The following is a 20305-nucleotide window of genomic DNA, read 5'->3' on the forward strand; positions in this document are numbered from 1 at the left end:
TGATCTCCTTCAAGATCTTCGTCGTTCTCGAAGGATCAGCCGATGGCCGTCTGTCTATCCGGGCCCTCACCCCGACGCCGAGGAAAACCCCCGGAACAGGCGGAACCCGGTACACCACTTCCAAAGACGCAACCCCCTGCGGTTCGCGTGAGTCCAACCGTCCGCAGGCCGGATGGTTGGTGCTGGGAGTCCTGTCCGACCAGTCGGGCAGGACCTGGAGGCGACCACGTCTGTGGGGTGCACCTGCCATGTGGCGGCTGTGGTCGGAACAGGTAGAGTGGCGGGGCGCATGCTGCGGAGCGCCTGTGGCATCTGCGGTATCGACGCGGGCAGCTACCGGACCGCCACCTGACCTTCACCGCCTCCGACAGCTATGTCGGGGAAATCGTTTCCGAAGGCACGCCCCGGCGGCTGACGGAAGTGCTCGGCGTACCGTAGGGGTGGGGGAACATGGAACCGCTGAGCGGGGACGATCCGCGGCGGCTCGGGCCGTATTACCTGATCGCCAGGCTGGCCCCCGATAAGGAAGACCCATCGGCGGCCGACCGCCTTTTCCTCGCTCGCAGTGCCGGTGGGGTCCGTACGGTGCTCATCAGCACGCCTTCCGCCGAGTTGGCCGACGACGCGGCGTATCGGGGCCGCTTTCTGGCGGAGGCGGAGAGCGCCCGACGGCTCGGTGGAGCTTGGCCGCTTGCCCGGCTCGCCCCCGTCGAGATCTCCGACCGTGCGCCCGAACCCCCGTGGAGCGCGTTTCCGTACCGCCCGATACTGCCGCTGCCGGGTGTGATGCAGATGTGTGGAGGGCCGCTCCCGGTCCGGACCATACGTGCGCTGGGAGCGGCTCTGGCCGAGACGCTGGCGGAGATCCACCGGGCGGGCTTCACCCACGCGGGAATCGCGCCGGAGAACGTGTTCGTGGCGGGTGACGGGCCCTGGCTGGGAGGTTTCGGCGCGGTACGGGCAGCGGGGCCCGACGGGCGGAGTCGAGTGGGGCTTTCCGGGTTGGCGGCCGACGCCCTGCCCCCGGAGCAGGCCGCGGGTGGGCGCCCACGGCCGCTGGGGGACATCTACGCGCTGGGCGCGGTGCTGGCGTATGCGTCGACCGGGCGGCGGCTGCCTGAGGTGGGCGATCTGCCGGAGGAGCTGAGGAGCATCGTGCTCCCGTGTCTGGCTTCGGACCCGGCGGAGCGGCCGGTGGCGGCGGCGCTGGTGGACGGTCTGACCCGCGGTATGCGGTTCCCGCTGTCGGCGAGCGTGACGGCGGAACCGTCCGGACCCACGCCGACGGTCCTCGAAAGCGGGTCCGTAGGGCCGCCCTCGGCGATGCCGGTCGGTGGGCCAGGTTCGACCACGGTGGACGGGGGCCTCGGCAGGGCGGCGGTGCTGCTGAGTTCCGGCTGGCTGCCGGCACCGGTGGTTGTCGCGCTGGCCGAGCAGTCCGCGGCGACGCTGGCGTCGGAGGTCGAGCCGGCGGAAGCGGAGTCGGCGTTGGGCGCGCCGCTCAAAGAGGGCGCGCCGATCCAGGGAGAGGCGCCGGGCGCGCCCGCCCCCATCTCCGCGGGCCGGGGTGACACGCCCGGCGCCCCACATGCGCCGACCCACCTGTCGGGCGGTGCGAACGTCGCCGGGAGTCCGACTCGTCAGAACGCCGCACGGCCCTCCAGGCGTGCCCTGCTCGTCGGGGTCGCCTCTGGTTCGGCCGGTCTCGCGATCGGCGGCGGTGCGATGTGGATGGCCACCGCCGAGGAAGACCCTCCGCCGACCCCGGCCGAGCGCCTGGCAGCGGCCAATCACTCCCGTCGTCGGCTCGCCGGTGCCCCGCCCACACCGCTGTGGCGCCATGACATCGCCGGTGGGCCACCGACACACCCCCCGCTCATCTGGTCGGACAAGATCGCCGTCGTTGCGAACGACGCGGCCGTCACCGGAATCGACCTCCGTACGGGCAAGCGACTCTGGACGCAGGACGACGTTCGCCCCAGGGGACGGCTTCTGCCCATCGGTAAGGATTTGATCCTGGTCCCGGGCGACGGGCTCGCCGCGCTGTCCGCCGAGACCGGCGACATCCAGTGGTGGCCGGAGACCTTCCGGCCGGGTGGACGCACTCCGTACGCCGCCCTGCTGGCGGCGGAAGGCGGGACTGTCTGGCTCGCGGCGGGCCGCCGGGGGAGCGGCGCGGCCGACGATGGCCTCGTGATCGCCTATGACCTCGCCGGGCTGGAAGAGCTCTGGCGCGACCCGCTGCCCGTCGGTTTCGACGAGGGGTATCTGACAGAAGACACCCTCGTCGTGCGGGGCGAGATGTTCCTGGCCTTCGACCGGGAACGGGGGACACGGCACTGGCGGCGCTCCTATGAGGGTGTGACCGCCGGACGGCCGGTGACCACCGACGGCCGCGACACCCTCATCGCCGCTGTCACCAACACCTTGCGCGGGTACGGCCTGGCGGACGGCGGCGGCTCCGCGTGGAGCGTGAAGGCCAAGGGCGAGACCGGATCCGGGCACACCGCCGACTTCGGCGCTCCGGTCGTGCACGGCGAGGTCGTGTACGCCACCGACGGAGGCTACGCGGTCCATGCGCTGTCCACGGCCACGGGAGAGGTGCGATGGCAGCGCACCTATGCCTTCGCGATGAAGACGCTGTCCGGAGCGCGTACACCCGACACGGCCGTGGATCCGTCGGGGCGCACGGTGCTCACGGCGAATGACGTGGAAGTCGACGCTTTCGACGCCGAGGACGGCGCCCTGCGGTGGCGCTTCATGGACCTCGGCGCCGCGGCGGACAAGGGGTCCGTCGCGGCGCGGCGCCAGGTGGCCGTGACGGATGACCTGGCCGTCGTCACCAGCGGGAGAAGCGTCTACGCCTTGCCGTTGAGCTGAGCCACGGCTGTCCGGAGGAGCGAATGGAACCGCAGCGACCGGCCGAACCGACACGGCTCGGCCCGTACCGCATCATCGGCACGCTGGACGCCGGTGGGCAGGCCGACGACGCGCGCCGCCGTATCGCCAGGGACGACCGCACCGGCCGTACGGCCGTGCTGATGCTGCCGCACGAAACCCTCGCCGACGACCCCGGGTACCTGGTGCGGTTCCGGTCGGAGGGCGAGAACTCCCGTCGCCTGACCGGGGGTTGGGCGGCTCCCGTGATCGATGTCGCCGGGCCGGACGCGGATCTCCCCTGGGTCGCCTACGCCTGCTTCCCCGCCCTGCCGCTTCCCGCCGCGCTGGCCGCGCACGACGGTCCGCTGCCCGAACCCACGGTGCGCGCGCTCGGCGCGTACCTCGCTCATACCCTCGCCGGCTGGCATGCCGGCGGTCTCGTTCACGCCGGGATCTCGCCGCAGGCCACGCTGCTCATGGTGGACGGGCCCCGGCTGACCGGGTACGGACTGGCGCGAGCGGCGGCGCTGAACGGCATGGGCAGTGACACGTCGCTCGGGGTCGATGCCTTCACCGTGCCGCCGGAGCAGCGAGCGGGTGAACGCCCCAGTCCGGCGGGAGATGTCTACGCGCTGGGCGCCGTGCTCTGCTACGCCGCGACGGGCCGCCTGGACGTGGCCGAGGGGACGCGCGCGGCACTGCCGGAAGGGCTGAGAGAGCTGCTCGCGGTCTGTCTCGCGCAGGATCCTGGGCAGCGGCCCCGGCCGGGCATGGTGGCCCGGGAGCTCCGGGCGGCCTCGGCCCCCGACGCCGTCGGCCGCCTGCCCGACGCCGTGGCGACAGCTCTTGCCCGGCAGGCCGCGGCCTATCCGGCGCAGGCTCCCATGGCTGCCCACGCGTCCACTGAGGAGACGGCTGCCACCCCACCGCCGGGGCGCTCCCGGCGCGCCGTGGTCGTCGGTGGCCTCTCCGGAGCCGTCGGCCTCGTGCTCGGAGCGGGGGGAGTGGCCGGCTGGCGGGCAGTTGGCGAGGGGACGGGATCGCGGGGAACGTCCGCTCGGCGCGGGATCGCGCCTGCTCCGCTGTGGCGCCGCGACCTCGGGAGCGAGCCGCAGCAGACACCGCTGCTCTGGCGTGGCAGGACCGCCCTCGTCTGGACCACCGATTCCGTGACCGCACTCAGTCTCCGGACCGGAAGGAAGATCTGGTCGCGCGACAAGCTCTATCCCATGTCCGCCCTTACGCTTCTCGGCAACGGCACCTTCGTTTCTCCGGACACCTCGGCCTTCTCCGTGGTCTCGCTCGCCACGGGCCGCATCAAGGGGGTGGAGCGGCGGTACGACGGAGTGGAGGGTCCGGCGATCTACCAATTCCTCGGGGCCGACAAGGACGTCTGCTGGTTCCTGACCAGGAAGTATGCGAGTGGGGGTACGGGGACCGAGGACCACGAGGTGGTCTGCTACGACTCCGTGCGGCGCAAAGAGATATGGCGCGCGCCGCTCCCCGCTCCGTATCAGGGGGACGGCAACACCACCGCGCTTCTGCTCAGCACCATGCTCCTGCTGCCGAGCCAAGGGGACGACGACGAGAACACCTCCTCGTATCTGGCCCTCGACCGCCGCAGCGGCCGGAAGCTGTGGACGCGAAAATTCGCCGAGATGAAGGATGAGAGCGCCAAACAGCGTGTGATGGCTCCGGGTGATCTCCTGGTCTCCTGCGACGAGCACATGCTGAGGGGGTACCACCTCGCCAGCGGTAAGGAGCGCTGGCGGGTCGCGACCAAGGGAAGGGTGTCCGCCACTCCGGCCGTTCATGGGCCGGTGGTGTACGCCACCGATTCCCGCGCCACCACCTTTGCCGTCGATGTGCGCAGCGGCAGCGCGCGTTGGCGGCGCCGCAGCGCCGCCCCTTTGGAGTCCTCGTGGACGAGGGGCGAGACCGCGGTCAGCCATTCGGGCGCCACGGTCTTCCAGGTGACCGACGCGGAGATCGAGGCCTTGGACGCGGCGGACGGCTCCCTGCGGTGGCGGTCGGCACTCGCCGGGAAGGGCCAGCAAGCCGCCGTGCCGGGCCAGGTCGTGGGCGTCGCACCCGGAATCGTCCTCGTCCTGAACGGCACCATCCTCTACGCCCTGCCAGTGGACTGATACGGATACCGATGGTTTCTCCCCTGACCCACGACGATCCGCAAGCCCTCGGTTCGTACACTCTTCTCGCCCGACTCGGCGGCGGCGGAATGGGCACGGTCTATCTGGGCCGCTCACCCAAGGGGCGGATGGTCGCCCTGAAGACCGTGCACACGCACTACGCCGAGCAGGCCGAATTCCGCACCCGGTTCCAGCTGGAGACCGACGCGGCACGCGTCATCGGCGGACAGCACGGCGCACAGGTCATCGACGCCGATCCGCTGGCCCCAACGCCTTGGCTGGCCACCGAATACGTCCTCGGCCCACCGCTCGACGACGCGGTCGCCCTCGCCGGGCCGCTGCCCGAGCAGGCTGTACGGGCCACGGGAGCCGCCCTGTGTGACGCGCTCGCGCAGCTGCACAGGTCCGATGTGGTCCACCGCGACCTCAAGCCCTCCAACATCCTGCTGACCGCCCTCGGCCCCAAGGTCATCGACTTCGGCATCGCCCGCGCGGTGGGCGACGACCGGCTCACCCGTACGGGCGCGGCGGCCGGAACGCCCGCCTATATGTCCCCGGAACAGGTCTCCGGTGGTGAACACACCGCCGCGGGCGATGTGTTCGCCCTCGCCGGAGTGCTCGTCTTCGCGGCCACCGGCCGTCCGCCCTTCGGCGGCGGACAGCCCGCCGATCTGCTCTACCGGGTGCGGTACACCGACCCCGACCTGTCCGGGCTGCCGGGGGGATTGCGCACCGTACTGGAGCCGTGCTTCGCCAAGGATCCCCGGCAGCGGCCCGGCACCGTGGAACTGGGAGAGCGGCTCCGTATGGGCGCCCATCACGCGGGTGACCTCCGACGGTTCGCGGACCAGTTGCCGGATCTGGTCCTCGCCGAGATCGCCCGGCGCTGCACGGCCGTATGGGAGGCCCAGCCCAGCAGGCTCCTGGCTCCCCGGGAGGCGGAGCACCGCACCGAAACCGCTGGGCCGCGGCGGGTGGGAGCCGCGCTCTCCCGGCGGAAGCTGATCGCGGCAGTGGGCGGCGGCGCGCTCGTCGCCGGTGGGGCGGCCGGGGCGTGGGCCTGGCTCGGCTCGGAGGAATCAAACGGCGGTACGGCCGCGGCGCCCCGCTCCACCCGCAGCCCCGCCGGTGCGGGCCCGCGTCTGGTGTGGAAGATATCCGTCCCCGAGGCGACCACGGACCTCGAGGCCCTGATCGTCGGCGACCATGTTGTCATCGTCCACGACAACGGGCTCCTGTGCGTGGACGCGAAGACCGGTGAGAAGCGCGGGGAGAGCGACCGGACCGTCCCCGTCGTCGTCGACGGGGACCGGCTCCTCGCCTGTGAGGCTGACGACCAGAGCGGCGCCACCGCGATCGCTCCCGTCGACCTCGAGACGGGCAACCTCAAGACCCCGATCGCTCGCACCGGCTCCTTGGGCCTCGAACCGAAACTCCTCACCGTGATGGACGGCACCTTGTTCGCCGAGGGATATGCGAAGGGCGGAGAGAAGCGTCTGGCCATCAATCTGCGTACGGGGAAGCGGCTCTGGGCCCGTGCCATCGCTCCGGGTACCAGCGACCCCATCGACGCGGCATCCGCCGGTGCCACGCTCCTGCGCTTCTCGGGGGAGGAGGCCATCGCCATCGACCCCCACAGCGGGGCCCAGCGCTGGTCGAAGCGGATTCCGCTCGGATCCGACGCGGTGATCTCCCTGGACAGGGCCTTCGCCGCCACCGACGATCATGTGTTCACCGGTGGCCGCGAGCTCCTCGCGCTGCGCACCACCGACGGCGCGACCACATGGCGGTTCGGCGCGGAGCGCAAATCCGGGGAGAGCTACGACCCGCGGATGGAACACTACGGCCCGCCGGTCGTCAAGGACGGTGTGGTCTACAGCGTCGAGCGGAGGAACGGCCTCGTCGCCCTGGATGCGAAGAGCGGGCGGCTGCTGTGGCAGGAGAAGGGGGCAGCCGACCAGGCGGCCTCCTCCGAAGCCTATGAATCCACTCCGGTCGTCGGCGAGAGGTACTTCTACGCCTCGCCGGAGAAGGACCGCTGGGCCAGGGCCGTCGACCTCCGCACCCATCGCACCGCATGGACCTTCCAGGGGCCCTCCGGCGACAAGGACGGCATGTCCGCCTCCGTGATGCGGGCGCACCGCCGCGCGGGCCTGGTCGTCATCACCAATGGCAAGACCGTCTGCGCCATCCCGCTGGAATGACCCGGCACGTGGCTCGCCCGGCCGCCCCACCGCCTCGTTGACTTGATCAACCCCTCATCGACCAGGAGACCTCTCCCATGAAACCCCTCGGCACCGGCGATCCGCTGCGCCTGGGCCCGTACCGCCTCATCGGCGTTCTGGGCGCGGGCGGCATGGGCCAGGTCTACCTCGGGCGGGACGGGCAGGGCCGCACAGCCGCCGTGAAAGTGCTGCGGCCCGAAGTGGCCCACGACCCCCATATGGTCCAGCGCTTCGTGCGCGAGGCACACGCGGCCCAGGCCGTGCGGGGCGACGGGGTGGCGCGGGTGCTCGCGGCGCGGACCGAGGGCGGGCGGCCGTGGATCGCCACGGAGTTCCTCGCCGGACCCACGCTCGACCAGGCCGTGGAGCGGTACGGAGCCCTGGAGGAGCCCGCCGTAAGGGCGTTGGGAGCCGCGCTCGTCCGTGCGCTCCACGACATCCACGGTGCCGGGCTGGTCCACCGCGACCTCAAACCGTCCAACATCGTGCTCACTTCCCGCGGCCCCAGGATCATCGACTTCGGGATCGCCCGGCCCGAGCACGGGCTGACGCTGACCACCACCGGGCAGACCGTCGCCACCCCCGGCTACGCCCCGCCCGAGCAGGTTCTGGGGCAGCGAACCGGCCCCGCGGGCGATGTGTTCTCCCTCGGCGTGGTCCTCGCCTACGCGGCGGGCGGGCGGCCGGTCTACGAGGGCGCCCATGTGGCCGCCGTGCAGTACCAGGTGGTGCACGGCGAGCCGGAGTTGGACGCGGTGCCCGGGGCGCTGCGGCCCCTGGTCGAGCCCTGTCTGGCCAAGGACCCCGGGGCCCGGCCCGGTCTCGACTTGATCGGCCGGGCGCTGGCGCCGCCCCGGGGCGCGGACCGGGTCTGGAGGAGCGGACCGCTCGCGCAGGACATCGCGAGGCGCGAGGCGGACGCCCGGCGCATGGCCGCCCTGCCCGGCGACCGGCCGGGCCTCTCCAGGCGGCGGCTCATCGGCACGCTCGCCGCGGGCGGCGCCGTGCTCGCGGCGGGTGGGGGCGGCGTCGCGTGGTGGCTGCTGCGCGGCGGCGAGGCGGAGGCCGGGGGGCGGCCATGGGAGGCCGAGCCGCTGTCGCGCTATGACGAAGGAACAGCGCCACAGCCGTTGTGGGGTCCGATCCGCGTCGCCGAGAGCTCCGGCACCAATCTGCCCGCTCCGCTGCCCGTCCACGACCTCGTGGTCGTCGTGACCCCCAGCGGTGCGCTGCGCGCGTACGACGTGCGGAACGGGAAGCGGAGGTGGAACTCCGAGCGCACGGCTGCCACCACCGCCCGCGTGCTCGCCGCGTCGGACGACGTCATCCTTACCGCCGACGCCAAGGGGGCGCTGCTCGGGCTGGGTACCAAGGACGGCAGGAAGCGGTGGTCGGTGCCGGGCGCCGACGCGGCGGTGCTGCTCGGCGCCGACGAGAGCGCGGCCTACCTCGCCACCCGCGGCGGTCGGATACGCGCCGTGGGCCTCACCTCGCACCGCACACTGTGGACCGTCCCGTCGCCGGTGGCCACATCCACCAAGGCGCCGGCCCAGGCGGCGGTCGCCGACGGCCGCCTGGTGATCCACGGATCGGACGGCGGCGTGGCCGCCCTCGACGCCCGAACGGGCAGGACCGCCTGGGGCCCGCGTGTGCAGGGGGCGCCCGCCGCCATCGCTCCCGCAGTCGCGAACGGCGTCGTCTACCTCGGGGGGAAGAGTCTGAGGGCGCTGGCCCTGGAGGGCGGTGAGGAGAAGTGGGCCCATGCCGGTCAGGACGGGACCGGCTGGACCGCGCCGGCCGTGCGGAAGGGCGTGGTGTACGCCGTGGACGGGACCGACCTCTCGGCACGGCGGGCGGGGAGCGGGTCGGAGATGTGGACGCTGCCGTTCGCGTCCGACGACCGTCCCCTTGACGCCCCCGTCGCGGAGGGTGGCAGTGTGTGGGCGGCTCTCGACCAGAGCGGGGACCAAGGCGTGGTGGCGGTCGATGTCCGCAGCGGAAGTGTCGCTTGGCCGTACGCTCCGGGGACTGGAGGAGGCTGGCGGCTCGCCGCGGCCGGCAACCGAGTCTTCACGCTGCACAACGGCACGCTCACCGCCATGCCCGTCTTCTAGCCCCGGACACTCCCCGCCGGCCCACCCGCACACGCCCCCACCAAGACGCTGGTACCCTGTGTCCTGGCCGTTTGCGTACGCGTCCCCGGAGGCTTCGAGTCTCGGGAGACAGCGCCCAGCGGACCCCGCCTCCCGAGTCACGGAAGATCCCCTGAGACAACGACCAGGGGCACTCGGCGGCTGATGACGAAAGCAAGGAGTACCGAGTGTCGCTCGACGCCGCTACCAAGAAGCAGATCATGACCGAGTTCGCCACCAAGGAGGGCGACACCGGCTCCCCCGAGGTCCAGGTCGCGCTGCTCACGCGCCGCATCTCCGACCTCACCGAGCACCTCAAGACTCACAAGCACGACCACCACTCCCGCCGGGGTCTGCTGCTCCTGGTCGGCCAGCGCCGCCGCCTGCTGCAGTACCTGGCGAAGAAGGACATCACGCGCTTCCGTGCGCTGGTCGAGCGCCTGGGCATCCGCCGCGGTGCGGCGGGCGCCAAGTAAGACGCCAAGGAGGGAGCGGTTCCCGCGACGGGGGCCGCTCCCTTTGCCATACGCGGCGCCGTACGGTTTCAGCCAAAGGTGAGCCAATGGTGACCCGTACGGTCTTCGCGCCGGTGCGTAGCGTCAGCGCTACGTACCGTAGGGGCCGGACGACACAGCCGTCGTGATGACGGCCGAAGCTTTGTAGTCTGGTCCCAACAACGCCATAACGAACGAGGAGGAGCGCCTCATTCCCGCCGCACCGGCGCCACAGGAGCCGGTCCTCGGTAGTGGCTCCCGGAACTGGCAATTCCGGTGGCTTCGATCGAAGACCGGCCCGGCCGCCGGCCAGTAAGGCCCGGGGCGCTGCTCCACCACCGTCCACCGTCACACGGACGAGGGACGCAGAAGAGGAGATTTTCCTGGTGGAGAACGAGACCCACTACGCCGAAGCGGTCATCGACAACGGCACCTTCGGCACCCGCACCATCCGTTTTGAGACGGGCCGCCTGGCCCGTCAGGCCGCCGGTTCGGCCGTGGCCTACCTGGACGACGACACCATGGTGCTGTCGGCCACCACCGTTTCCAAGAACCCCAAGGACCAGCTCGACTTCTTCCCGCTCACGGTCGACGTCGAGGAGCGGATGTACGCGGCGGGGCGCATCCCCGGCTCGTTCTTCCGCCGTGAGGGCCGCCCCTCCGAGGACGCGATCCTCACCTGCCGTCTGATCGACCGCCCGCTGCGCCCGTCCTTCAAGAAGGGCCTGCGCAACGAGATCCAGGTCGTCGAGACGATCATGGCGCTCAACCCCGACCACCTCTACGACGTGGTCGCGATCAACGCCGCCTCCTGCTCCACGCAGCTGGCCGGGCTGCCCTTCTCCGGCCCCATCGGTGGCACCCGCGTCGCCCTGATCAAGGGCCAGTGGGTGGCCTTCCCGACCCACTCCGAGCTGGAGGAGGCCGTCTTCGACATGGTCGTCGCCGGCCGGGTGCTCGAGGACGGCGATGTCGCGATCATGATGGTCGAGGCCGAGGCCACCGACAAGACCATCCAGCTGGTCAAGGACGGCGCCGAGGCTCCCACCGAGGAGATCGTCGCCGCCGGCCTGGAGGCGTCGAAGCCCTTCATCAAGGTCCTGTGCAAGGCGCAGGCCGACCTCGCCGCCAAGGCCGCCAAGCCGACCGCCGAGTTCCCGATCTTCCTCGACTACCAGGACGACGTCCTGGACGCGCTCACCGCCGCCGTCCGCGACGAGCTGGCCCAGGCGCTGACCATCGCGGGCAAGCAGGAGCGCGAGACCGAGCTGGACCGCGTCAAGAGCGTGGCCGCCGAGAAGCTGCTGCCGCAGTTCGAGGGGCGCGAGAAGGAGATCTCCGCGGCGTACCGCGCGCTGACCAAGACCGTGGTGCGCGAGCGTGTGATCAAGGAGAAGAAGCGCATCGACGGCCGCGGCGTCACGGACATCCGTACGCTCGCCGCCGAGGTCGAGGCGATTCCGCGGGTCCACGGCTCGGCGCTGTTCGAGCGCGGCGAGACCCAGATCCTGGGCGTCACCACGCTGAACATGCTCCGCATGGAGCAGCAGCTGGACACGCTCGCGCCCGAGACGCGCAAGCGCTACATGCACAACTACAACTTCCCGCCGTACTCCACCGGTGAGACCGGCCGCGTCGGCTCCCCCAAGCGCCGCGAGATCGGCCACGGCGCTCTGGCCGAGCGGGCGCTGCTGCCGGTGCTGCCGACGCGCGAGGAGTTCCCGTACGCCATCCGCCAGGTCTCCGAGGCGCTGAGTTCCAACGGCTCGACCTCCATGGGGTCGGTCTGCGCCTCGACGATGTCGCTGCTCAACGCCGGTGTGCCGCTGAAGGCCCCGGTCGCGGGCATCGCCATGGGCCTGATCTCCCAGGAGATCGACGGCGAGACCCACTACGTCACCCTCACCGACATCCTCGGTGCGGAGGACGCGTTCGGCGACATGGACTTCAAGGTCGCCGGCACCAAGCAGTTCGTCACCGCGCTGCAGCTGGACACCAAGCTGGACGGCATTCCGGCGTCCGTGCTGGCCGCGGCCCTCAAGCAGGCCCGCGACGCCCGGCTGCACATCCTCGATGTGATGAACGAGGCCATCGACGTCCCGGACGAGATGTCCCCCAACGCGCCGCGGATCATCACCGTGAAGATCCCGGTCGACAAGATCGGTGAGGTCATCGGCCCCAAGGGCAAGATGATCAACCAGATCCAGGAGGACACCGGCGCCGACATCACCATCGAGGACGACGGCACCATCTACATCGGTGCCGCCGACGGCCCGGCCGCCGAGGCCGCCCGCGCGACCATCAACGGCATCGCCAACCCGACCATGCCGGAGGTCGGCGAGCGCTACCTGGGCACGGTCGTGAAGACCACCACCTTCGGTGCGTTCGTCTCGCTGCTCCCGGGCAAGGACGGCCTGCTGCACATCTCGCAGATCCGCAAGCTCGCCGGCGGCAAGCGCGTGGAGAACGTCGAGGACGTGCTGAAGGTCGGCGCCAAGGTCCAGGTCGAGATCGCCGAGATCGACCAGCGCGGCAAGCTCTCCCTCATCCCGGTCCTCGAGGACGAGGAGGGCGCGGACGCGGACGAGTCCCAGGCCGAGGCCAAGCCCCAGACGAAGGACGAAGCCGCCAAGTGACGTCCCGCGACGACGGCACGACGGCCCGCACCTCCTCGGAGGCGCGGGCCGTCGCCCGTACCCAAACGCTTCTCGAGGGCGAGAACGGCATCGGCACGGTCCGCAGGACGACCCTCCCCGGGGGCCTGCGCGTCGTCACCGAGACCCTCCCCTCAGTGCGCTCGGCCACCTTCGGCATCTGGGCGCACGTCGGCTCGCGCGACGAGACCCGTACGCTCGGCGGAGCCACCCACTACCTGGAGCATCTGCTCTTCAAGGGCACCCGGCGGCGCACCGCGCTGGACATCTCCGCCGCCATCGACGCGGTCGGCGGCGAGATGAACGCCTTCACCGCCAAGGAGTACACCTGCTACTACGCGCGGGTACTCGACACCGATCTGCCGCTGGCCATCGACGTCGTCTGCGACATGCTGACCGGCTCGGTGATCGACGCGGCGGACGTGGACGCGGAGCGCGGTGTCGTCCTCGAAGAGATCGCGATGACCGAGGACGACCCGGGCGACTGCGTGCACGACCTGTTCGCCCACACCATGCTCGGCGACACCCCGCTCGGCCGCCCGGTCCTGGGCACCGTCGACACCGTCAACGCCCTGGGCCGTGACCAGATCGCCCGCTTCTACCGGAAGCACTACGACCCCACGCACCTGGTCGTCGCCGCCGCGGGCAACGTGGACCACGACGACGTCGTGCGCCAGGTGCACGCCGCGTTCGACAGGGCGGGCGCCCTGTCCCGCACCGACGCGGCCCCGGTCGCCCCGCGCGCCGGCACCCGTGCGATCCGTACGGCGGGCAAGGTCGGGCTGCTGAACCGCAAGACCGAGCAGGCCCATGTCGTCCTCGGCATGCCCGGCATCCCGCGCACCGACGACCGCCGCTGGGCGCTCGGGGTGCTCAACACCGCGCTCGGCGGCGGAATGAGCTCCCGGCTCTTCCAGGAGGTCCGGGAGAAGCGCGGCCTCGCCTACAGCGTCTACTCCTACACCTCCAGCTTCGCCGACTGCGGGCTCTTCGGCGTCTACGCCGGCTGCCGCCCGAACCAGGTGCACGACGTCCTCAAGATCTGCCGCGACGAGCTCGTCCAGGTCGCGGAGAACGGCCTGAGCGACGAGGAGCTGCGGCGCGCCGTCGGCCAGCTCTCCGGCTCCACCGTGCTGGGCCTGGAGGACACCGGCGCGCTGATGAACCGGATCGGCAAGAGCGAGCTGTGCTGGGGCGAGCAGATGTCGGTGGACGACATGCTCGAGCGGATCGCGGAGGTCACCCCGGACGAGGTGCGCGAGGTGGCGCGCGATGTACTGGGACGGCGTCCTTCGCTGTCGGTCATCGGCCCGCTGAAGGACAAGCAGGCGGCGCGTCTCGACGAGGCCGTCGCCTAGCCCGTCAGCCGGTCAAGTCCGTACGTCGGCGTCGACCGTACGTCGGCGTCGACCGTACGTCGGTCAGTCCGTGCCAGAGCTTCCCGGATCGAAGGAAACAGGATCGATGAGCAAGCTGCGTGTGGCCGTCCTCGGCGCCAAGGGCCGGATCGGCTCCGAGGCCGTACGAGCCGTGGAGGCCGCCGAGGACCTGGAACTGGTCGCCGCGCTGGGCCGGGGCGACCAGCTCGAGGCCCTGGTCGAGGCGGGCGCCGAGGTGGCGGTCGAGCTGACCGAACCGGCCTCGGTGATGGACAACCTCGAGTTCTGCGTCCGCCACGGCATCCACGGCGTCGTCGGCACCACCGGCTGGACGGACGAGCGCCTGGCACGGCTGCGCGGCTGGCTCGACACCTCGCCGACCACCGGTGTGCTCATCGCGCCGAACTTCTCCATCGGCGCCGTGCTGACCATGCGGTTCGCCCGCCAGGCCGCCCGGTTCTTCGAGTCGGTCGAGGTCATCGAGCTGCACCACCCCAACAAGGTGGACGCCCCCTCCGGCACGGCCGCGCGCACCGCACAGCTGATCGCCGAGGCCCGGCGGGAGGCCGGCTGCGCCCCGCAGCCGGACGCCACCGCCACGGCGCTCGACGGGGCGCGGGGCGCGGACGTGGACGGGGTGCCGGTGCATTCGGTGCGGCTACGCGGCCTCCTGGCCCATCAGGAGGTCCTGCTGGGCGCCGAGGGCGAGACGCTCACCATCCGCCATGACTCCACCCACCACAGCAGCTTCATGCCCGGCATCCTGCTCGGCGTCCGCCGCGTGGTGGCCACCCCCGGCCTGACCTTCGGCCTGGAACACTTCCTCGATCTGGACTGAGGGCACAGCGGTGCGCGCAAAGATCACATATTTCGTTCTCGCGGCCGTCCTGGTCGTCTACTTCGTGCTGGTCGGCGACCGCGGGGTGCTGCTGATCCGGGAGGGCACCCCGGTCACCGTCGTCTTCGGTGTGGCGGTGCTGGTGATGCCCCTCATCGGCGCCTGGTTCCTGTGGCAGACCACGCAGTTCGCGCGGAGCGCGGACCGGCTGGCCCGGGAGCTGGAGGCGGAGGGCGGCCTCCCGGTCGACGACCTGGCGCGGACGCCCGGCGGGCGGATCGACCGGGACTCGGCGGACGCCGTCTTCGCCAAGCGCCGGGCCGAGACCGAGCAGTCGCCGGACGACTGGCGGTCCTGGTTCCGGCTCGCCGTGGCGTACCACGACGCCCGGGACACCGCGCGCGCCCGTAAGGCGATGCAGCGCGCCATCGCCCTGCACGACGGCAAGCCGGTGCGGGCGGCCGGAGGCTGACACCGGGCCGCCCGTGGCGGTACGGATGAGGGGGCTCGGCGGCGCCCCTCCGCGGCCTATACGGCTCAGCGGTGGGCGGCGGCCCAGCCCTCGAGCGCGTCGGCGGCCCTGTCAAAGCTCTCCGGCTGACCCAGGAAGTCGGCATCATGGCTGGTGAACAGGGTGTCCGGCGCTCCGCCGCGCACCGGCTGGAGCAGCAGCGCCTGCCCCTGGACGGTGCGCGGCAGACCCAGCCACCGGACCGGCTGCTGGGCCGTGCGTATCGCGGCGATGTCCTGCCGGCGCACGGTGGTGCTGCGCAGAAGGCCGATCCGGCGCAGCCCCTGGGCGCTCACCACGACACCGCTGCGCACCAGCCTTACGGCTGTCACGATCATCAGCGCCGCGACCCCGACGCAGACCCCCGCCGCGGACAGCGACCCCGCCATCGCGATGATCATGGCGGAGAACAGGACGTACGAGGCGAGCAGCAGCAGAAGAGCGGCGCCCCCGACCCTCCAGGGCCCCGGCCGGAAGGGACGGCGCCAGCGGTCCGGGTCCTCGTAGCCGAGCGGGTCCGCTCCGGCCGCCGCGTCGTCGTCATGGGCGCGGTCGGCGGTCAGGAAGGGCAGGGGCACGGGAGTTCCTCACTCACACACATGTCCGGATGGGCCTGTGCTGGGTGAGGCTATCCCAGCGCCGGTCAGCGTCCGTCGGACGCCTCTGACTGCTGGATCTGGTGGGTGGGGTGCGACTGGCTGTCGAGGGCGGGCATCCCGAACATCAGCGAGCCGATGAATCCCGCGACGATCGTGAGCCCGATCAGGGTCCGTCCGGCGATCTGGGACGGTGTGGCGCGGGGGCGGGGTGGTGGGGTGACATTGCTGCGGAAACGGTCGGCTTCGGCGACGAAGGCGAACGGCACGGGCTCTCGCCGGCGGAACATCTGCGGGCTCTCCTTGGAACCTCGAACGTGAGTACTTCAATGTGTAGGACGTGTGAATGACCGATTGGGTGCCCGGATCCGACGACTTCAGTCAAAAATTTCGGCTGAGCGGGACTGTCGGTGGTGACCCGTAAGCTGGGCGCCGCCCTGAGCGACGCACCATGGAAGGACCCGCCCGGTGACCGAGATCCCCGCCGAGATCGAGAAGGCCAGTTTCCGCAGCGATGTGACCGTCGAGCTGGTCAAGCACAGCGCTGCCGACTCCGATGTGTTGTGGGCCGCGCGAGTGTCCACCGCGGGCGAGCAGTCCCTCGAGGAAATCACCAAGGACCCGGAGCGCTCCAAGGGGCTGATCAACTTCCTGATGCGGGACCGCCACGGCAGCCCGTTCGAGCACAACTCGATGACCTTCTTCATCAGTGCCCCGATCTTCGTCTTCCGCGAGTTCATGCGGCACCGCGTGGGCTGGTCGTACAACGAGGAGTCCGGTCGCTACCGCCGCCTCGAGCCGGTGTTCTACGTTCCGGGGGAGGCCCGCAAGCTGGTCCAGCAGGGCCGCCCGGGGAAGTACGAGTTCGTCGAGGGCACCGCGGCGCAGCAGGAGCTGACCGGCCGGGTCATGGAGGACGCGTACCGCCACGCCTATGAGGCGTACCAGGAGATGCTGGCCGCCGGTGTGGCCCGCGAGGTGGCCAGGGCCGTGCTCCCGGTCGGCCTGTTCTCCTCGATGTACGCCACCTGCAACGCCCGTTCGCTGATGCACTTTCTGGGGCTGCGCACCCAGCACGAGCAGGCCGCGGTGCCCTCGTTCCCGCAGCGGGAGATCGAGATGGTGGGGGAGAAGATGGAGGCGCACTGGGCGGGACTGATGCCGCTCACCCACGCCGCCTTCAACGCAGGCGGCCGAGTGGCTCCGTAGCCGACCCCCGTAGCCCGGGGCCCGCGCCCCGGACGGATCACCGGGCGAAGTGTCCGTATTGCGGCGTTTCGAGAAGTTCATCTAGGCTGAACAAACGGGCCCGGCACTGCTTGAACCCCCGAGCAGGCAGTGCCGGGTCCCATCTCTTCGCTCCGTCCGCGGCCCCGAGCGAGCGCCGTGGGGCGCGCTACGAGTAGCGTGGAGCCCATGGCACCGACATCCACATCGCAGACCCCTTTCGGGCGGGTGCTGACCGCCATGGTCACGCCATTCACCACTGACGGCGCGCTCGACCTCGACGGCGCCCAGCGACTCGCTGCCCATCTGGTGGAAGCCGGCAATGACGGACTGATCGTCAACGGCACCACGGGCGAGTCCCCCACCACCAGCGATGCGGAGAAAGCCCAGCTCGTACGCGCCGTGGTGGAGGCGGTCGGCGACCGCGCCCACGTCGTGGCCGGAGCGGGCACCAATGACACCCGGCACAGCGTGGAGCTCGCCCGCGCCGCCGAGCAGGCCGGTGCCCACGGGCTGCTGGCCGTCACGCCGTACTACAGCAAGCCGCCGCAGGAAGGCCTCCTCCGGCACTTCACCGCCATCGCCGACGCCACCGGCCTGCCGGTCATGCTCTACGACATCCCGGGCCGCAGCGGGGTCCCGATCGGTACCGAGACCATGGTCCGGCTCGCCGAGCACCCGCGCATCGTGGCCAACAAGGACGCCAAGGGCGACCTCGGACGCGCCAGCTGGGCCATCGCCCGCTCCCGCCTCGCCTGGTACTCCGGTGACGACATGCTGAACCTGCCGCTGCTGTCGGTCGGCGCGGTCGGCTTCGTCTCCGTGGTCGGCCACCTGGTCAGCCCCGAGCTACGGGCCATGCTCGAGGCCCATCTCGCGGGCGACGTCGCGAAGGCAACGGAGATCCACCAGAAGCTGCTGCCGGTCTTCACCGGCATGTTCCGCACCCAGGGCGTGATCACGAGCAAGGCCGCGCTCGCGCTCCAGGGTCAGCCCGCGGGGCCGCTGCGCCTGCCGTTGGTCGAGCTGACCGCCGAGGAAACCGAACAGCTCAAGCGCGATCTCGCCGCCGGCGGGGTACAGCTCTAAGCAAAGAGGCGATTTCTCGCACCTTCATACTTCACAACTGCATACAGACACATCAGCAAGTGCACGAATGTCACGCGCGCCATGTGCCCAGGGGGCATGTGGCGCGTGTGGTGAGGAGAGTCTTTTGAGTCATCCGCATCCTGAGCTCGGCCCTCCGCCGAAGCTCCCTGAGGGCGGTCTGCGCATCACCCCGCTCGGCGGCCTCGGTGAGATCGGCCGGAACATGACGGTCTTCGAGTACGGCGGCCGGCTGCTGATCGTCGACTGCGGGGTGCTCTTCCCCGAGGAGGAGCAGCCCGGAGTCGACCTGATCCTGCCGGACTTCACATCCATCCGGGACCGTCTCGACGACATCGACGGCATCGTCCTCACGCACGGCCATGAGGACCACATCGGCGGCGTCCCCTTCCTGCTCCGCGAGAAGGCCGACATCCCGCTGATCGGCTCCAAGCTGACGCTCGCCCTGATCGAGGCGAAGCTTCAGGAGCACCGGATCCGTCCGTACACCCTCGAGGTCGAGGAGGGGCACCGCGAGCGGATCGGCCCCTTCGAGTGCGAGTTCGTCGCGGTCAACCACTCCATCCCGGACGCCCTTGCGGTCGCCATCCGCACCCCGGCCGGCATGGCCGTGCACACCGGCGACTTCAAGATGGACCAGCTGCCGCTCGACGGCCGGCTCACGGATCTGCCCGCGTTCGCCAAGCTCGGCGAGGAGGGCATCGATCTGCTCCTGGTGGACTCCACCAACGCGGAGGTCCCCGGATTCGTACCGCCCGAGCGCGATATCTCCGGTGTGCTGCGCCAGGTCTTCGGCAACGCGCAGAAGCGCATCATCGTCGCCAGCTTCGCGAGCCATGTGCACCGCATCCAGCAGATCCTGGACGCAGCGCATGAGTACGGGCGCAAGGTCGCCTTCGTCGGCCGCTCGATGGTCCGCAACATGGGCATCGCCCGTGACCTCGGCTACCTGCGGGTGCCGGCCGGTCTCGTGGTGGATGTAAAGACCCTGGAGGACCTTCGGGACGACGAGGTGGTGCTCGTCTGCACGGGCTCCCAGGGCGAGCCGATGGCCGCGCTGTCCCGGATGGCCAACCGCGACCACCAGATCCGGATCGTCGAGGGCGACACGGTGATCCTGGCCTCGTCGCTGATCCCCGGCAATGAGAACGCGGTCTACCGGGTCATCAACGGACTGACGCGATGGGGCGCCACGGTCGTCCACAAGGGCAACGCCAAGGTCCATGTCTCCGGCCATGCCTCGGCCGGCGAGCTGCTGTACTTCTACAACATCTGCAAGCCCAAGAATCTGATGCCGGTGCACGGCGAATGGCGCCATCTGCGCGCCAACGCCGAGTTGGGCGCGTTGACCGGGGTTCCGAAGAACCGTTGCGTCATCGCCGAGGACGGTGTCGTGGTGGACCTGGTCGACGGCATCGCCAAGATCGTCGGCAAGGTGCAGGCGGGATACGTGTACGTGGACGGCCTCTCGGTCGGCGATGTCACGGAGACCTCGCTCAAGGACCGCCGCATCCTCGGCGACGAGGGCATCATCTCGATCTTCGTGGTCGTCGACAGCACGACCGGCAAGATCGTGGGCGGTCCGCATATCCAGGCGAGGGGCTCCGGTATCGAGGACTCCGCCTTCTCCGCGGTCATCCCGAGGATCGAGGATGCCCTGGTCAAGTCGGCCTCCGACGGGGTCGTGGACCCGCACCAGCTCCAGCAGCTGGCACGCCGCGCGGTCGGTAAGTGGGTCTCCGACAGCTACCGTCGCCGCCCGATGATCCTTCCCGTGGTCGTCGAGGTCTGACGTCACGTCTGACACCCCCTCAGCACCACACCGGCGCTGAACACCCGGCGGGGCTCCTCGATTTGCATCGAGGAGCCCCGCTCCAGTACGTTTACGGCTCCGCCAGAGGGGAACCCGGAGCGCTCAACGGCCTTCGGAGGAGCCCACCGGCGGGGGTGGAAATCGACTCGGAGAAATTCTGATAAAGTCGACGAAGCCGAAAGGCAAGGCCCTCCAACGGCCACCGGGAACGGAATTCGGATCGGAAACGACCGGAAATCGGATCTGGTAAGGTTGGAAACACCGAAGGGAAGCGCCCGGAGAAGCCGGTGAAACGGTTTCGA

At 70.6% G+C, this 20305-nt stretch carries 14 protein-coding genes; 12 read left to right on the forward strand and 2 right to left on the reverse strand.

The features are described from left to right. Window positions 1–450 precede the first annotated feature (450 nt). The 9 genes from J2Z30_RS48745 to J2Z30_RS48785 all read left to right on the forward strand — a co-directional run bounded on the left by J2Z30_RS48745 (window position 451) and on the right by J2Z30_RS48785 (window position 15221). Window positions 451–2880 (forward strand): outer membrane protein assembly factor BamB family protein, encoded by a 2430-nt coding sequence (locus J2Z30_RS48745; RefSeq protein ID WP_052701331.1) that lies wholly within the window; start codon window positions 451–453, stop codon window positions 2878–2880. Between the two features lie 23 nt (window positions 2881–2903). Next, entirely contained in the window at window positions 2904–5027 is a 2124-nt protein-coding gene (locus tag J2Z30_RS48750; protein WP_044569444.1) for an outer membrane protein assembly factor BamB family protein, read from the forward strand. 11 nt (window positions 5028–5038) lie between these two features. Further along, entirely contained in the window at window positions 5039–7231 is a 2193-nt protein-coding gene (locus tag J2Z30_RS48755) for a protein kinase domain-containing protein (protein WP_052701329.1), read from the forward strand. Window positions 7232–7308: 77 nt separating this feature from the next. After that, on the forward strand, window positions 7309–9366 hold the full coding sequence (locus tag J2Z30_RS48760) for a serine/threonine-protein kinase (RefSeq protein WP_044569443.1): 2058 nt from the start codon (window positions 7309–7311) through the stop codon (window positions 9364–9366). A 206-nt stretch (window positions 9367–9572) separates the two neighbouring features. Beyond that, entirely contained in the window at window positions 9573–9860 is a 288-nt protein-coding gene (rpsO, locus tag J2Z30_RS48765) for a 30S ribosomal protein S15 (RefSeq protein ID WP_020868053.1), read from the forward strand. 404 nt (window positions 9861–10264) lie between these two features. After that, complete coding sequence (locus J2Z30_RS48770) at window positions 10265–12514, forward strand: polyribonucleotide nucleotidyltransferase (protein ID WP_044569441.1); 2250 nt, start codon at window positions 10265–10267, stop codon at window positions 12512–12514. After that, complete coding sequence (locus J2Z30_RS48775) at window positions 12511–13890, forward strand: M16 family metallopeptidase (RefSeq protein ID WP_044569439.1); 1380 nt, start codon at window positions 12511–12513, stop codon at window positions 13888–13890. The genes J2Z30_RS48770 and J2Z30_RS48775 overlap by 4 nt, the downstream gene beginning before the upstream one ends. 106 nt (window positions 13891–13996) lie before the next feature. Next, window positions 13997–14749: a 4-hydroxy-tetrahydrodipicolinate reductase gene (dapB, locus tag J2Z30_RS48780; protein ID WP_044569438.1), complete on the forward strand. Its 753-nt coding sequence runs from the start codon at window positions 13997–13999 to the stop codon at window positions 14747–14749. A 10-nt stretch (window positions 14750–14759) separates the two neighbouring features. Further along, on the forward strand, window positions 14760–15221 hold the full coding sequence (locus J2Z30_RS48785; protein WP_044569436.1) for a tetratricopeptide repeat protein: 462 nt from the start codon (window positions 14760–14762) through the stop codon (window positions 15219–15221). A 65-nt stretch (window positions 15222–15286) separates the two neighbouring features. Here J2Z30_RS48785 and J2Z30_RS48790 read toward each other — a convergent pair whose 3' ends face one another. Both J2Z30_RS48790 and J2Z30_RS48795 read right to left on the reverse strand, forming a co-directional pair. Next, window positions 15287–15838, reverse strand: coding sequence for an SCO5741 family PH domain-containing membrane protein (locus J2Z30_RS48790; protein WP_044569435.1), 552 nt, complete (start codon window positions 15836–15838; stop codon window positions 15287–15289). Window positions 15839–15903: 65 nt separating this feature from the next. Further along, complete coding sequence (locus J2Z30_RS48795; RefSeq protein ID WP_037960714.1) at window positions 15904–16146, reverse strand: hypothetical protein; 243 nt, start codon at window positions 16144–16146, stop codon at window positions 15904–15906. 178 nt (window positions 16147–16324) lie between these two features. Here J2Z30_RS48795 and thyX point away from each other — a divergent pair, with 178 nt between their 5' ends. The 3 genes from thyX to J2Z30_RS48810 all read left to right on the forward strand — a co-directional run bounded on the left by thyX (window position 16325) and on the right by J2Z30_RS48810 (window position 19982). Continuing rightward, on the forward strand, window positions 16325–17065 hold the full coding sequence (gene thyX / locus J2Z30_RS48800) for an FAD-dependent thymidylate synthase (RefSeq protein WP_044569433.1): 741 nt from the start codon (window positions 16325–16327) through the stop codon (window positions 17063–17065). A gap of 207 nt (window positions 17066–17272) precedes the next feature. Beyond that, window positions 17273–18172 (forward strand): 4-hydroxy-tetrahydrodipicolinate synthase, encoded by a 900-nt coding sequence (gene dapA / locus J2Z30_RS48805; RefSeq protein ID WP_044569431.1) that lies wholly within the window; start codon window positions 17273–17275, stop codon window positions 18170–18172. 124 nt (window positions 18173–18296) lie between these two features. Continuing rightward, window positions 18297–19982, forward strand: coding sequence for a ribonuclease J (locus J2Z30_RS48810; protein ID WP_044569429.1), 1686 nt, complete (start codon window positions 18297–18299; stop codon window positions 19980–19982). Window positions 19983–20305 lie beyond the last annotated feature (323 nt).

It is taken from the genome of Streptomyces iranensis, assembly GCF_017874715.1.
In the GTDB taxonomy this organism is placed as follows: domain Bacteria; phylum Actinomycetota; class Actinomycetes; order Streptomycetales; family Streptomycetaceae; genus Streptomyces; species Streptomyces iranensis.

Coding starts and splice junctions, on each gene's coding strand:
- J2Z30_RS48755 (WP_052701329.1), top strand. CDS start 5,039: ATGGTTTCTCCCCTGACCCACGACGATCCGCAAGCCCTCGGTTCGTAC.
- J2Z30_RS48760 (WP_044569443.1), top strand. CDS start 7,309: ATGAAACCCCTCGGCACCGGCGATCCGCTGCGCCTGGGCCCGTACCGC.
- dapA (WP_044569431.1), top strand. CDS start 17,273: ATGGCACCGACATCCACATCGCAGACCCCTTTCGGGCGGGTGCTGACC.
- J2Z30_RS48745 (WP_052701331.1), top strand. CDS start 451: ATGGAACCGCTGAGCGGGGACGATCCGCGGCGGCTCGGGCCGTATTAC.
- J2Z30_RS48795 (WP_037960714.1), bottom strand. CDS start 16,146: ATGTTCCGCCGGCGAGAGCCCGTGCCGTTCGCCTTCGTCGCCGAAGCC.
- dapB (WP_044569438.1), top strand. CDS start 13,997: ATGAGCAAGCTGCGTGTGGCCGTCCTCGGCGCCAAGGGCCGGATCGGC.
- J2Z30_RS48750 (WP_044569444.1), top strand. CDS start 2,904: ATGGAACCGCAGCGACCGGCCGAACCGACACGGCTCGGCCCGTACCGC.